This is a genomic window from Pseudoalteromonas porphyrae (assembly GCF_001298125.1).
Lineage (GTDB): Bacteria > Pseudomonadota > Gammaproteobacteria > Enterobacterales > Alteromonadaceae > Pseudoalteromonas > Pseudoalteromonas neustonica.
This window is the reverse complement of record NZ_LHPH01000025.1, coordinates 1-13,487: the sequence shown is the minus strand read 5'-3', so window position 1 is coordinate 13,487 and position 13,487 is coordinate 1. Positions and strand designations below refer to the sequence as shown.

At 39.4% G+C, this 13,487-nt stretch carries 13 protein-coding genes, 3 tRNA genes and 1 rRNA gene; 8 read left to right on the top strand and 9 right to left on the bottom strand.

Annotated elements, in window-relative coordinates; all coding sequences use genetic code 11:
- The first annotated feature begins 43 nt into the window (after window positions 1–43).
- Both nfuA and ADS77_RS17530 read left to right on the top strand, forming a co-directional pair.
- Window positions 44–619 carry a Fe-S biogenesis protein NfuA gene (nfuA, locus tag ADS77_RS17535; RefSeq protein WP_054206369.1) on the top strand — a complete coding sequence of 192 codons (576 nt, stop codon included), beginning with the start codon at window positions 44–46 and terminating at the stop codon, window positions 617–619.
- Between the two features lie 12 nt (window positions 620–631).
- Window positions 632–904 (top strand): hypothetical protein, encoded by a 273-nt coding sequence (locus ADS77_RS17530; RefSeq protein WP_054206368.1) that lies wholly within the window; start codon window positions 632–634, stop codon window positions 902–904.
- Window positions 905–1,421: 517 nt separating this feature from the next.
- On the opposite strand, the gene ADS77_RS17525 is transcribed toward ADS77_RS17530, so the two are convergent.
- The 5 genes from ADS77_RS17525 to nudE form a co-directional block, all read right to left on the bottom strand.
- Window positions 1,422–1,498 (bottom strand) — tRNA-Met (locus ADS77_RS17525).
- 61 nt (window positions 1,499–1,559) lie between these two features.
- Window positions 1,560–1,636, bottom strand: a tRNA-Met gene (locus ADS77_RS17520).
- Between the two features lie 79 nt (window positions 1,637–1,715).
- Window positions 1,716–1,792 (bottom strand) — tRNA-Met (locus ADS77_RS17515).
- A gap of 140 nt (window positions 1,793–1,932) precedes the next feature.
- Window positions 1,933–2,730: a 3'(2'),5'-bisphosphate nucleotidase CysQ gene (cysQ, locus tag ADS77_RS17510; protein ID WP_054206367.1), complete on the bottom strand. Its 798-nt coding sequence runs from the start codon at window positions 2,728–2,730 to the stop codon at window positions 1,933–1,935.
- A complete protein-coding gene (gene nudE / locus ADS77_RS17505) occupies window positions 2,723–3,295 on the bottom strand; it encodes an ADP compounds hydrolase NudE (protein ID WP_170174314.1) in 573 nt (190 codons plus the stop codon). Before nudE ends, cysQ begins: the two co-directional genes overlap by 8 nt.
- Before the next feature lie 61 nt (window positions 3,296–3,356).
- Between nudE and yrfG the strand changes: the two genes are divergently transcribed.
- Window positions 3,357–4,007: a GMP/IMP nucleotidase gene (gene yrfG / locus ADS77_RS17500; protein WP_054455569.1), complete on the top strand. Its 651-nt coding sequence runs from the start codon at window positions 3,357–3,359 to the stop codon at window positions 4,005–4,007.
- On the opposite strand, the gene ADS77_RS17495 is transcribed toward yrfG, so the two are convergent.
- The gene (locus tag ADS77_RS17495; RefSeq protein WP_054206364.1) at window positions 4,004–4,627 is read right to left on the bottom strand and encodes a dUTP diphosphatase; all 624 of its coding nucleotides are present in this window, start codon (window positions 4,625–4,627) and stop codon (window positions 4,004–4,006) included. The two genes, yrfG and ADS77_RS17495, sit on opposite strands and share 4 nt — an antisense overlap.
- Before the next feature lie 123 nt (window positions 4,628–4,750).
- On the opposite strand from ADS77_RS17495, the gene ADS77_RS17490 reads away from it, so the two are divergent.
- Window positions 4,751–5,380 (top strand): peroxiredoxin-like family protein, encoded by a 630-nt coding sequence (locus ADS77_RS17490; RefSeq protein ID WP_054455567.1) that lies wholly within the window; start codon window positions 4,751–4,753, stop codon window positions 5,378–5,380.
- Between the two features lie 30 nt (window positions 5,381–5,410).
- On the opposite strand, the gene ADS77_RS17485 is transcribed toward ADS77_RS17490, so the two are convergent.
- Together ADS77_RS17485 and ADS77_RS17480 are read right to left on the bottom strand one after the other, a co-directional pair.
- The gene (locus ADS77_RS17485; protein ID WP_054455565.1) at window positions 5,411–5,779 is read right to left on the bottom strand and encodes a YacL family protein; all 369 of its coding nucleotides are present in this window, start codon (window positions 5,777–5,779) and stop codon (window positions 5,411–5,413) included.
- Between the two features lie 105 nt (window positions 5,780–5,884).
- Complete coding sequence (locus ADS77_RS17480) at window positions 5,885–6,103, bottom strand: hypothetical protein (RefSeq protein ID WP_054455563.1); 219 nt, start codon at window positions 6,101–6,103, stop codon at window positions 5,885–5,887.
- 310 nt (window positions 6,104–6,413) lie between these two features.
- Between ADS77_RS17480 and uvrD the strand changes: the two genes are divergently transcribed.
- The 4 genes from uvrD (at window position 6,414) to ADS77_RS17460 (ending at window position 12,651) form a co-directional block, all read left to right on the top strand.
- Window positions 6,414–8,579 (top strand): DNA helicase II, encoded by a 2,166-nt coding sequence (uvrD, locus tag ADS77_RS17475; protein WP_054206360.1) that lies wholly within the window; start codon window positions 6,414–6,416, stop codon window positions 8,577–8,579.
- The gene (locus ADS77_RS17470) at window positions 8,557–10,650 is read left to right on the top strand and encodes a GNAT family N-acetyltransferase (RefSeq protein WP_054455561.1); all 2,094 of its coding nucleotides are present in this window, start codon (window positions 8,557–8,559) and stop codon (window positions 10,648–10,650) included. Before uvrD ends, ADS77_RS17470 begins: the two co-directional genes overlap by 23 nt.
- Before the next feature lie 73 nt (window positions 10,651–10,723).
- Window positions 10,724–11,728 carry an ABC transporter substrate-binding protein gene (locus ADS77_RS17465; protein WP_231659094.1) on the top strand — a complete coding sequence of 335 codons (1,005 nt, stop codon included), beginning with the start codon at window positions 10,724–10,726 and terminating at the stop codon, window positions 11,726–11,728.
- A 74-nt stretch (window positions 11,729–11,802) separates the two neighbouring features.
- Complete coding sequence (locus tag ADS77_RS17460; RefSeq protein ID WP_054206357.1) at window positions 11,803–12,651, top strand: chemotaxis protein; 849 nt, start codon at window positions 11,803–11,805, stop codon at window positions 12,649–12,651.
- A gap of 740 nt (window positions 12,652–13,391) precedes the next feature.
- Here ADS77_RS17460 and rrf read toward each other — a convergent pair.
- A 5S ribosomal RNA gene (rrf, locus tag ADS77_RS17455) occupies window positions 13,392–13,487 on the bottom strand; the annotation flags it as partial.

Here is a 13,487-nt window from a genome sequence, read left to right as displayed (position 1 = left end):
TGATAACCAGTATCCGAGTAATTTAGTCAAGTATAGTTGTTTTATGATTTCTATTTCCGAAACCGCACAATCGCATTTTGCAAAATTATTAGCTGACCAAGCTGAAAAAACAAACATCCGTGTGTTTGTTGTTAACCCTGGTACATCACAAGCGGAATGTGGTGTTTCTTATTGCCCTGAAGATGCTGTAGAAGCAAGCGATATTCGTCTACCATTTAATGGTTTTGATGCTGTTGTTGATGCTGAAAGCGCACCTTTCTTAGAAGAAGCTGAAATCGATTTCGTCACCGACAATATGGGCACACAGCTGACCCTTAAAGCGCCAAATGCTAAAGCACGTAAAATTGGTGATGACGCAGGACTTAATGAGCGCATCCAACACATGCTAGAAACCGAGGTTAACCCTCAGTTAGCAAACCACGGTGGCCAAGTAAGCCTTGTTGAAGTAACGGCAGAAGGTATTGCAGTTTTACAATTTGGTGGTGGCTGTAATGGTTGCTCAATGATCGATGTCACGTTAAAAGAAGGTATCGAAAAAGAAATGATAGCTAAGTTTGACGAAATCACTGGCGTTGCTGATATAACTGATCACAAAGCTGGCGAACATTCTTACTATTAATAGTCTTCAGCTATGTTAAAGCCGCTGATATATCGCTTAGGCTCAGAGCCTAAGCTCAGCTTAAAACGCTTTTTACGCGGCCTTGCACTGTTTGTGCTGGCCGTGATATTTATTGCCCTTGGTTACTATACTCACTTCAGCCTGCAAATAATTGGTTTGGTTATTCTTGTCACTGCAATATTCTTTGCGGCATGGGGATATTTAGGTATTTTTGCAAATCGATTCGCACAAGTCCTCAACAATAGTAATTTAAACGCAAATGACGACCCAGATCTTTGGAAGTAAGATTCATAACAGCCTAATATACCAATTGCATTAAATTAGTGATCTATTATTGCGACAAGAAAATGGCTCAATAACAATGCAAAAATTATGATATGTAGTTGTTCTATATAAGTAATTTTTAACGTAGTTAGTGAGTAATTTAATTTGCTAGCATGACCATGTTTTTAATAAAATTGATATAAGCATTTCACTAAATTTCAGACATAAAAAACACTCATATAGAGTGTCGATTCATTCTTACTTTTCACTTTTATTTCAGTGGTTGCGGGAGCCAGTGTTTATGAAAAGCGAACCGACGATCTTCGGGTTATACGCAACCCAATCTATGCATTTCACTTAATTTCATACATAAAAAAACACGCTTAGGCGCGTCTGTTTAATATTACTATTTTTTATTTCAGTGGTTGCGGGAGCCAGTGTTTATGAGCAACCCAGTCTATGCGTGTTACTAAATTTCAGGCATAAAAAAACACTCATATAGAGTGTCGATTCATTCTTACTTTCACTTTTATTTCAGTGGTTGCGGGAGCCGGATTTGAACCGACGACCTTCGGGTTATGAGCCCGACGAGCTACCAGACTGCTCCATCCCGCGCCTGAAATTGTAGAATTATTTAAAGTTGCTATACATGACAACTTGGCTTCCAATTTAAAATTGGTTGCGGGAGCCGGATTTGAACCGACGACCTTCGGGTTATGAGCCCGACGAGCTACCAGACTGCTCCATCCCGCGCCTGTGTATTTAAAGTCTATCGACTAGTTAATTTTCACTCTAACCAAGAGTTTACAGTAACCAAATTTTTATAAAAAGTTGGTTGCGGGAGCCGGATTTGAACCGACGACCTTCGGGTTATGAGCCCGACGAGCTACCAGACTGCTCCATCCCGCGCCTGTAATTTCTTTTCAACAGTTTCGTATTGTTTTCGAACCTGTTTCGAAGAGAGCGCTATAGTATAGGAATCATAATATAATGCAAGAGTTAAACCACTTAAAACTGTTCAACCGAACAAAAAGCAATCAAAATACGAATTAAAGTGCTCTTTGATGCGGATTAATCATTTTTTGCCACTCCCAATCAGGGTGCCCCATCACAATGAAGTCAGGATTTTCAGTGCTTTCACGCTGATTATAGGTTAACGGGTTAAATTCGGCATCGGTAATACAACCACCCGCTTCTTCTACAATAATTTGTGAAGCGCCTGTATCCCATTCACCCGTTGGACCTATACGTAAAAAGCAATCAGCTTTCCCTTCAGCAACAATACATGCCTTTAAAGAGCATGAGCCAACTGCAACGGTTGTAAACTGTGCATTTAAGTATTGACTCACCGCTTCAATCTTTTGGCGTCGGCTAACGGCTAAAGTTAGGTTATCAGGGGTAGCAACATTGATCTGCTGCTCTATACCGGCAACACGCTTAAATGCACCATTTTGATAGCTAGCAAAATAAGTGGTTTCTTTTGCTGGCCAATAGATCACACCAAGTACCGGACGATTATTTTCAATCAAGGCAATATTTACAGCGAAGTCACCACTTTCTAAAATAAACTCCCCTGTACCATCCATAGGATCCAGCAACCAATAACGTTGCCAATCTTGCCTATCCGCAAGTGCAGGAATGGGCGTTTCTTCAGACATAATAGGGATATCGGGTGCGAGTGCTTTTAAGCCGGCGACAAGTACATCATTTGCAGCTAAGTCCGCCTTAGTAACAGGGGTATGGTCCGACTTTTCTTGTTGACCGATATCACCATGTTTATAAATAGCCATAATGGCTGCCCCTGCACTTTGTGCAAGTTCAATGCAAGGCTCTAGTAATTTATTCATTGGCAGCTCCAGATTCTAAATGCTTAGTTAATAATAGCAAAGCTGCAACGCTTCGTGCTTCTGTGAAGTCTGATTGTTGTAATAATGACTGCCAATCGGTTAATGGCCACTTAACAACCACTAATGGTTCTGGTTCATCACCTATAAGTGTTTGCGGATAAAGCTGCTGAGCAAATAAAATATGCATTGTTGCATTAAAGTAGCTCGGTGCCATTGATACTACTTTTAATGGTTGGAGTTGCTCAGCACCAAAGCCAACCTCTTCTTTAAGTTCTCGGTTTGCTGCTTGCTCTGGTGTTTCACCGGGGTCGATTAACCCTTTGGGAAAGCCTAGTTGATAATCATTGGTGCCAGCACAGTACTCACGAACTAGCAGCAGTTCATTGTCTATATTTAGTGGCACTATCATTACCGCCCCCCGGCCACCGCCACGGATCCGCTCATATTGGCGCTGCTCGCCATTTGAAAATTTTAATTCTAAGGATTCAACCGTAAATAAACGGCTTTTAGCGACGACTTCGTCACTGAGAATTTCAGGTGGTGTTGGGTGCTTTTTCTGTGTCATCGGCATTAATTTGCTATCATGGCAGTTAGTTTAATCATAAACCCTATAAGTGGAAATTCCTATGCTAAATTGGTCAAAAATCGATACTGTATTACTCGATATGGATGGCACACTCCTTGATTTACATTTCGATAATCACTTTTGGCTAAACGTTATTCCTGAGCAGCATGCTATTGTGCGCAATATTGGTTTGGATGAAGCAAAAGCTGATATTGCAAAACGTTATCAAGCAGTTCATGGGCAAATTCAATGGTACTGTTTAGATTACTGGGAGCAGCAGCTTAATCTGCCAATTATGGAGCTTAAACGCCAAACACAGCACCTTATTAAAGTACGTGAAGATGTGCCTGCTTTTTTAACTGCACTGCGCCAAGCTGGTAAAGAGCTTATTTTATTGACCAACGCGCACCCTGAAAGTGTTATTTTAAAGTTCGAAAAAACAGCCATTGATAATTATTTGGATGGTGTGGTGTCTACTCATCAATACGGTGTAAGTAAGGAGCATCAAAGTTTGTGGCAACAAGTACATGCAGATTTAGAGTTTGATAAACAACGAACACTATTTATTGACGACAGTTTAAGTGTGTTAAAAGCCGCGAAAGAGTTTGGTATTGGTCATTTATTGGCGGTTGCAAACCCTGATAGCAAGCAACCACACAATGAAATTAGTGACTATTTAAATATTACTGATTTTAGCCACGTCCACCCTTAACTCTTAGGGTAACGCGCCTCCAAGCCTTGGTATACAAGCTTTGCAAAATCAGCATGTTCAGTATCAAGGCTTTTAACTACTTCAACTAAATGCTCGTTATCTTCTTGTCCATGCCATTCTTTAATATAGCTACCGTCTTTGTAACCATGATCTTGACGGAAAAAGTTAAGCGTATTTTTACCTACATAACCACGGTATAAATCATCAATATCCATACCTATTTGCACCATGCAACCTGCGAATGCAGCAGCGTTAAAGGTTTTATCTGCAACAGCTGACGCCGCTAGAATTTCTAATGTTTGTTTGAAGTCATCAGCTTGCTGCGGTGCACTTAACTGTTGTTCAAGTTGCTTAGCTAAATCTAAGTAACTAGTTTTACCATCAATGCGTAGCGATAAACCAAAATGAAAAATATCAACAAGCTCTAAAATAACTTGTTCGGTATCTGGAGTTTGCTTTTTCCACCATTTCCAACCGTAATGATCAAGCATTTCAGCGCATTCAACCCAAATAGCACGATTCCACTCAAACCCTTGGCTAAACCATTGGTCATGTACTTTAGTATTCATGGCATTTTGCATTTCTAGCATCACTACTAGTTTACTTAAATTGGCAGACATTTCGATCCCAGTTACTCTATTTAATTACTGCTAATAATACAGATAAATTAAGTTTGATGAAATTGTTTATCTTGCTAGTCTGTCATCTAAGCCGCACGTTTCAAAAATTACCAAGGGAATTACATGCTAAAACCTATTTTATTTGCTTGCTCTATGCTTATAACAGCATCGGTATCAGCTGCAACCGCAACGAATATTGCCTCAGCAGCTGAAAAAGTCAGCCCACTGATGCCTGGACTGACTATACCTGCAACAACATTAAAGAATAAAGATGGTCACAATGTTGATCTTGCTGAGCGTTTTGCAGAAAAAACAACGGTGTTAATAGTGTATCGAGGTGGCTGGTGCCCGTATTGCTCAAAGCAACTTGCGAGTATACAAAAAATAGAAGCTGAACTAGCTGAATTAGGTGCACAAATTATTGCAATCTCACCAGACAGCCCTGAAAAGCTCGCTGAGAGTAAAATTGACACCCCTAATTATCAGTTACTTTCTGACGATAGCCTTACCTTAAGCCAAGCGCTTGGCCTTGCATTTTATTTAGATGATAAAACAGCGACTATTTACCGTAATAAACTAGGGGTGAATTTTGTGTCCCTCGATGGTAAAGCTAAAGTTGCACTGCCTGTGCCTGCGGTATTTGTGGTAGATAAAAAAGGGCTCGTGCATTTTCAATACGCTAACCCTAACTATAAAGTACGTCTGACCGAAAATTTATTACTTGCTGCTGTTAAATCAGTGTCTGAGCAGTAATATAGCCAAATAGCAGAGCCTATGCTCTGCTTACCTTCCTGTGGTAAATTCTTGCCATGAATTAATCAAATCAATAAAGTCTTCAAACCCACAACCACTGCTTAAACCATTTTCTTCAAGCATTAGCTCATCGTCTTGATATGCGATTAAATCTTCAGAATCTTGGTGTAATGCGTGCGCTTCAAAAATAGCTTCGTCTTTATTTAAGATCAAATCAATTTCTTGGCCTTGTAAAGTCAGCGGCTCAAAGCTACTTGCAACTGATGCTATTAATGCTTGTACCATGGCTATTTTTTCTTTACCAATTTCTTCGTTAAGCCAACGGCCTATTACTGCATGTTCGCTGCTAATTTTAATGCGCAGGCCACTGATTGGATCGCGTATAAATTGATATTCCATATATATCACTTATGAACCTATAATTATGCAATTATACCCAAATTGTAAAAGCACAACACCAAAAACAATAATAGCGCCAAAGGGCGCTATTATTAACTTCTAACGTCATGATCTATAGCGAGCGGCATCAATTATCGACCATAAGTAAATAATAGGTACTAGTACAAAACCGATTAATACATAAACAAGCGCATAACTTATAATAATGGCTAGTGCAAAAAAGATAGCCGACAAAATACGTCCTTGCACCAACTGCCCTAAACCTGGAAAAAAGATATTACAAATTGCCGCAATTACATTACCGCCAGAACCTTGATCTGCCATGTTAACCTCAATTATTAATTTAATTTCTTATTAGATACTTACACACATCATGCCAATTATTAAAACCGATTAAAATCAAAAGCTTAAAATAATATAGCATCATTTCTTTTTACCAAAATCGTTATTTTCACTAAATATAAGTCAAATTTACTACGGCAACATTATCATGCGCATGATAGCTTAGCTAAAAAACTCACTAAATAGAATAAAGAACATTTTTTAAATTAACTGTTTATAAAAACAGTATTTTATTTAGCCTAACAAAAACACCTGTTATACTGCCTTCAATATTGATTGAAAAGGCGTGATGATGGACGTTTCAGAATTACTCGATGGCTTAAATGACAAACAACGGGATGCCGTAGCTGCTCCACTACAAAATATGTTGGTGCTCGCTGGTGCTGGCTCTGGTAAAACTCGAGTACTGGTTCATCGTATCGCGTGGTTAATGCAAGTTGAGCAAGCTTCGGCTTACAGTATTTTTGCGGTAACCTTTACTAATAAAGCAGCTAAAGAAATGCGCTCTCGCGTTGAAGAAGCCCTTCAAGCTCCTGTTGGTGGAATGTGGATTGGTACTTTCCATGGCTTATCACACCGTATTTTACGCGCCCATCATCGCGAAGCTAATTTGCCAGAGGCATTTCAGATTTTAGACTCTGACGACCAGCTGCGCATGATCAAGCGCTTATTAAAAGCCATGAATATTGATGATAAAAAATGGCCTGCTAAACAGTTTGGTTGGTATATCAGTGCCAAAAAAGACGAAGGCCTGCGCCCTAAAGATATTCAAGCTTATGACATCAACGAACAAATGATGTTAAAAGTGTATACCGCTTATCAGGAAGCATGTGACCGTGCCGGTTTAGTCGATTTTGCAGAAATTTTACTACGCAGTTTTGAAGTTATAAAAAATAACCCCACCTTGCTTCGCCATTACCAGCAACGCTTTGCCCACATGTTAGTTGACGAGTTTCAAGATACTAATACTATTCAATATGCATGGCTTAAATTGCTGGCAGGCGACACTAATAGTATTATGATTGTTGGCGATGATGACCAAAGTATTTACGGCTGGCGTGGTGCTAAAATTGAAAACATTAAACGTTTTTTAACCGACTTTAAGGCCGAAACTATTCGCCTAGAACAAAATTATCGTTCTACTGCCACCATTCTAAAAGCGTCTAATGCACTCATTCAAAATAACTCAGATCGTATGGGAAAAAGCCTCTGGACTGATGGTAATGATGGTGAGCCAATCTCAGTTTATGCTGCCTTTAACGAATTAGATGAAGCACGCTTTGTTAGTAGTAAATTACGCAGCTGGTTGAACGCGGGGAACGCCCTGCAAGATGCCGCTATTTTGTACCGTAGTAATGCACAATCACGCGTTCTCGAAGAAGCTATGCTCCAAGAAGGTTTAAAATACCGCATTTATGGCGGTATGCGCTTCTTTGAACGTCAAGAAATTAAAGATGCACTCGCATATTTACGCTTAGTAGGTAATCGCCAAGACGATGCCGCTTTTGAGCGAGTAATTAACACCCCAGCCCGTGGTATAGGTGATAAAACCCTGAGCCATATACGCGACTGTGCCCGTAGCGAATCATTACCATTGTGGTACGCCGCTAAAGCGATTGTTGAGCAACAACATTTATCAGGCCGTGCAGCAACCGTTGTTACTAAGTTTGTTGAACTAGTAGAGCATATTGAAGATAAAATTAGCGATCTCACGTTAGAAGAGCAAGCCAAATACGCGATTCAAACATCAGGTTTGATGGCGATGTATCAGGCTGAAAAAGGTGAAAAAGGCCGCGCTCGTGTAGAAAATTTAGAGGAGCTGATCAGTGCCTGTGGCCAATATGAGCTGCCGGAAGATGAAGAGTATAGCTCTCCTTTACAAGGTTTTTTAGCGCACACCTCACTCGAGTCTGGCGATGGTCAAGCACAAGAGCACGAAGATGCAGTGCAAATGATGACCTTACACTCAGCGAAAGGTCTAGAGTTTCCACTGGTATTTATGGTAGGTGTTGAAGAAGGTATGTTCCCTTCACAACAAAGTAATGAAGAGTCAGGTCGCTTAGAAGAAGAACGTCGCCTTTGTTATGTAGGCATGACTCGTGCGATGGAAAAACTGTATATCAGTCACGCCGAGACTCGCCGCCTTTACGGGCAAGAAAAATACCACAGCCCGTCACGTTTTTTACGCGAAATGCCTGAGGATTGCATTGAAGAAATTCGCATTAAAACACAAGTATCACGCCCACCTGCATCAGGACGTTTTAGCTCATCAGTAAGTCATGCCACATTTGAAGAAAGTGGTTTTAACTTAGGCCAACATGTATTACATGCAAAGTTTGGTATGGGAACAGTTATTAACTATGAAGGTAGTGGTGCACAATCTCGCGTACAAGTGAATTTTGATGATTTTGGTAGTAAGTGGTTAGTAACTGTTTATGCACGACTACAAGCTATTTAACTCGCTACTACAAAATACTCTAACGCAACTTGCCTATGCTAAGCATAGGCAGTTGCTCTTAATTACTGGCGAACAAAATTGGTGTTATCAGCAAGCTAATGAATTACTCAACCAACTTAACAACCCGCATGTAAAAGTATTATCAAACAGTCCTGATCTCACAAACAGTGTTTGGCCCGAACATACTCACCAGATTCTCGGCCAAGAATTTCAACATGTTATTTATGATGGGTTTAGTGGGTTAGTACCTGATAAGTTTGCAGCCCTCAGTGGCACTGTCCAGGCTGGCGGGTTGTTTATTCTACTGTTGCCTGAGCTTAATGAGTTACACCATTGGTGCGACCCTGCACTTACTGCGTTTCAATCATTTGAAACGCAGCAACAATACAGTTATTTTAACCAACGCTTCGCACGTTTACTCTGTAACGATCTATTACTGCATTTGAGCCAACAGACAGGCTGGCAGCAATCACCTAACACGAGTCAGCTAGCTGGTAAAATAGACTTAACTGAACAACAATATTGTATCGATCAAATAGTTAAAACAGCGACAGGAAGGGCCAATAGACCATTATTAATCAGTGCAGATCGCGGCCGTGGAAAATCCGCCTCTTTGGGCCTTGCAGCCGCAAAATTAATAGGCAAAAAAATACTCATTTGCTCACAACAATTTAATGCCTTGCACAGCTGCTTTAAACACTTTGCAATAGAGCGAGAGCTCACCTATCAAGCACAAAATAAACAACTCGCCAACCTACATTATGTTGCACCCGATCAGTTACTTAATGAGCTACCAGAATGTGATGTGTTGCTGGTTGATGAAGCCGCTGCGATCCCAGTACCACTACTAATTAAAATGCTCGCACATTATCCTCGTATTGTATTTGCCAGCACAATAATAGGTTATGAAGGAAACGGTCGCGGGTATACATTAAAGTTCAAACACTATTTGGAGCATCATTATAAAAATATGAGCAGTGTTACTTTAGAACAGCCAATCCGCTTTGCAGCGAATGATCCCCTCGAGCAGCATATTTGTAATTTGTTAGCACTTGATGCGGATCATCAAAGTATTGTTCTGAATACTAACCTCCTTCACTTTTCTGAATTAAATGCTCAGAACCTTGCCAAAAATGAGGTTTTACTACGCCAAGTGATAGGACTGTTGGCATTAGCACATTACCAAACCAGCGTGAATGACTTACGCCATTTACTCGATGCAACTAGGCAGCGTATATTTGTGTGTCAGCAACAAAATTGCATTATTGCCGTATGTTTAATTGCGATTGAAGGTGGTTTACCCGTTGATATAAGCGCACAAATAGTCAGTGGTAAGCGTCGTCCCCAAGGGCATTTAATGGCGCAAACATTAGCCCAGCTAAGTATTGATGCTGACGTACTTACAAAGTTATCTGCTCGTGTTGTTCGTATTGCCGTTGCACCATCAGAACATAGCAAAGGTATTGGCTCGCAACTTATTAGCCATTGTGAACAGCAACTAGCCTCAACTTGCCATTGGTTTGGGGCAAGTTTTGGTGCTAATGCAACACTACTCAAGTTTTGGCAAAATGCTGGATTTGACTTACTTAAACTAGGCTTCGCACAAGATAAAGCCACTGCTGAACATGCGGCTCTAATGGTTAAGCCCCTAACTGACGATGATCTATTAATTAATGATCTTGCAGCTCATTTTCAATCAGACTTTGCATTACAGCTCCTTGATCATTTCAGTCAATTGGATCAGCAATTAGTCGAACAAATACTAAACGGCTGTGCACAGGAAAGTGTTGATAACAAGTTAGATCAACGTCTTACAGCCTTATTAACAACAGATTATCAGCTATTTGCTATAAAGCCTTTACTATGGCGCGCACTCTGGCGTACACCAAACAGTTTTTTCAATTGTGATGAAAATACCAAACACCTTATTATTAGGCTAATATTACAAAACTGGTCACCAAAAAAAGTACAAATAGTTTTCCAGATCAGTGGTAAAAAATCACTCGATAAACTATTTAAGCAGGCTGTTAATAACTGGTATGAGCAATATTTACTTAAAAAGTTACCTTAGTACTCTTTTACTCCTTTTTCTTTTCATGAGTAATTTTATCTATGCCGAGGAAAAGCAGGTTATAAAATTAGGCATGTCTACAGCATTGAGTGGCCCAGCTAAACAAATTGGCGAGCAACTTTACCAAGGTAGTAATGCTTATTTTAATAAAATAAATAACAATGGCGGTATAAATGGAGCTCGAGTAGAGCTACTCGTGGCTGATGATGGCTATGAACCAAAAAGGGCGGTCAGCAATACTCGTCACTTTATTTACCAAGATAAAGTCGATGCTCTGTTTGGTGCGATGGGAACTCCTACAAGTCATGCAATTACTCCTATTCTTGAACGGGTAAAAACCCCTTATTTAATGCCCTATAGCGGTGCTGATTTTTTACACCACCAACCAACGATAAATGTATTTAACATCCGCGCTAGTTACTATGATGAAGTTCGAGAGCAAATTAAATACCTCGTAGAAGAGTTGAAGCACTCTAAAATTGGTTTTTTAATTCAAGCCGATGAATTTGGCCATGTTGTCGAAAGTGCCCTAATTAAATCGCTTGCTTCTTATAACCTTAAACCAATTCAAGTTGCTCGTTACCGACGTAATAGCAATGATATAGATAGCGCACTTAAACAATTAAAATCCAGTAATGTAACAGCCATTGCACTTGTCGGTACATACAAACCATTAGCTGAATTTATAAATAAAGCTTATCAACTCAATTTTTCACCTGACTATACAAGCGTATCCTTTGTATCAAGTCAGGACTTATTTGATCGCATTAAACAGCCGAGTAAACTTATGGTTACTGAGGTCGTCCCTAATCCAAAAGAGTGTGATGCATACTGGTGCCGTGAATTTATTAAAGACATGCTCCTAGCAAAAATTGATGAGCCTAATCGGCTTCATTTTGAAGGCTATCTTAATGCAATGGTGTTTAGTTCTGCTGTAAAGCGCTGTTCATTACCACTACAGCGCCGCTGTTTGATTCTACAATTAAATAGAGTATTCCGTGAGGATAAAAAGGTAAACTCATTGTTCGTAAATAAAACAGACCAGAATAAACGTATAATCTATCGTTCTGTTTTCTAAAAAATCAGCGAAATCACTGTCTTTTCTAAATTATGTTCTATCCTTAAATTACTAATTTGGGACGTGAGGAACGTATGGATTTAATTAATTTTAGAGTAGGTCAGAAAACTATTTCATTAAAGATTCTCGATATACTTTTAACAGAGCGCTTTGAAGATAATTTAACCTCATTACCAAACGATAATAAAAGTTTCATTGGCGTTAAAGATTATATGGAAACGCCTACTCCAATCTTTGATCTAGGGCTCATTCTCAATAAACAATCTACCCAAGCAAGTAATCAACTACTAAGTAACTTATTTAACGAATGGGAAGAAAAGCAATATCAATGGTTTAATGCACTGGAAAACAGTATAAATCAAAACCAAATATTTAATCAAAGTGATGATATCCAACAATCAAACTTCACTAAATGGTACAGCAACTTTAAAACCGAGAATGAAGATCTTCAAGCTATTATTGAGCGCTTTAAAATTCCTTATGAGCGGCTTTATGAACGCTCAAATATGATTATTCAATTAGTTAAACAAGGAGCGATTAAACAGGCTTTACAGGAACTAAGCCACGAGCGAAGCAATAGCTTTATGCAGCTAATTCGATTATTTGAATCCGCTAAAGAGCAAATAATTTTGGACTATAAACCTATCATTATTTTCACCACTAAAGATGGCCGAACCCCTCATATAGGCCTTTTAGTTGATAAAGTTGAAGATAATATCAGTTATCAAAAAGAGAACATTAAACCTCTTGATAAGCTAACCGATATTGGTTTTGATATAGACCCTCAGACTAAAAGTATGATGTGCGGCTTAATAAAGCTTGAAGGTAAGCACAGCGTACTCATAGATCCTAGTGCTATATTTCGCCCCGCTCACTTAGCCCAACAGCATGCTGAAGAAACAGAAGGCTATGGTTTATTCTAGGGGCTCATATTTTTAATATGAGCTTTTTGTTATTATACCAATCGTGTTAAGTTACTGACCACTTATAGCGACAGGTAAATACAGTGATAACAAGGCATAAATTTTGACATGCAGTTGTTCTACATGAAAAATTTATAACACAGTTAGCGCTTTATTTAGCCCGCTAGAGTGGTTAAATATTTAAGTCGATTGATATTATTACCTAAAGCGATACTAAACCTATTGCATTAAACTAGTGAGCTACATAGCGTTAGTAAAGTAGTTCATAAACAAAGTAAAGTTATGAGCTATCGCTATACTAATCTGAATAAATATTTGAAAAATTTAACGAATTAAATCACGCTATAACGTCGTTAAAAACTTTTGCCTCGTTATAGCGCATTTTTCTTGAAATTAAATAGCCCCCGTTTCTAAGTAGATTGGTATTACTCTTATTTAAATTTATTCTGAACACGCTGTAAACCACTGATTAACAATAAGAATGCGTTGAGAAAAGAGTATATGGGGCTCTGGGGAATACTGTATATGCCTTCAGGCTAAAGCCTGACCTACAATAAAATACCCGCACGCTGATTGCAAAACAGTAGGTCGTGATTTATCGCGACAACCGATATATGGGGGTGTACTGCTTTCAGATGAGCGCCTGAGCGACACTCGCCACCTTGCACCTTGCTCGCTGTTTCAATATCCTGCAGACGTAAAAAAGCCCGACTCTATGAGTCGGGCTTTCTTTATTTGGAGCCTGGCGATGACCTACTTTCACATAACAAATGCTACACTATCATCGGCGCTGTTTCGTTTCACTACTGAGTTCGGCATGGGATCAGGTGGGTCCA

What these genes read in the sequence shown, in the direction of transcription:
- ADS77_RS17460 (WP_054206357.1), top strand. Translation starts at nt 11,803, where the DNA reads ATGGATTTAATTAATTTTAGAGTAGGTCAGAAAACTATTTCATTAAAG.
- cysQ (WP_054206367.1), bottom strand. Translation starts at nt 2,730, where the DNA reads ATGAATAAATTACTAGAGCCTTGCATTGAACTTGCACAAAGTGCAGGG.
- ADS77_RS17530 (WP_054206368.1), top strand. Translation starts at nt 632, where the DNA reads ATGTTAAAGCCGCTGATATATCGCTTAGGCTCAGAGCCTAAGCTCAGC.
- yrfG (WP_054455569.1), top strand. Translation starts at nt 3,357, where the DNA reads ATGCTAAATTGGTCAAAAATCGATACTGTATTACTCGATATGGATGGC.
- ADS77_RS17480 (WP_054455563.1), bottom strand. Translation starts at nt 6,103, where the DNA reads ATGGCAGATCAAGGTTCTGGCGGTAATGTAATTGCGGCAATTTGTAAT.
- ADS77_RS17470 (WP_054455561.1), top strand. Translation starts at nt 8,557, where the DNA reads ATGCACGACTACAAGCTATTTAACTCGCTACTACAAAATACTCTAACG.
- ADS77_RS17465 (WP_231659094.1), top strand. Translation starts at nt 10,724, where the DNA reads ATGTCTACAGCATTGAGTGGCCCAGCTAAACAAATTGGCGAGCAACTT.
- uvrD (WP_054206360.1), top strand. Translation starts at nt 6,414, where the DNA reads ATGGACGTTTCAGAATTACTCGATGGCTTAAATGACAAACAACGGGAT.
- nfuA (WP_054206369.1), top strand. Translation starts at nt 44, where the DNA reads ATGATTTCTATTTCCGAAACCGCACAATCGCATTTTGCAAAATTATTA.
- ADS77_RS17485 (WP_054455565.1), bottom strand. Translation starts at nt 5,779, where the DNA reads ATGGAATATCAATTTATACGCGATCCAATCAGTGGCCTGCGCATTAAA.
- nudE (WP_170174314.1), bottom strand. Translation starts at nt 3,295, where the DNA reads ATGACACAGAAAAAGCACCCAACACCACCTGAAATTCTCAGTGACGAA.
- ADS77_RS17495 (WP_054206364.1), bottom strand. Translation starts at nt 4,627, where the DNA reads ATGTCTGCCAATTTAAGTAAACTAGTAGTGATGCTAGAAATGCAAAAT.
- ADS77_RS17490 (WP_054455567.1), top strand. Translation starts at nt 4,751, where the DNA reads ATGCTAAAACCTATTTTATTTGCTTGCTCTATGCTTATAACAGCATCG.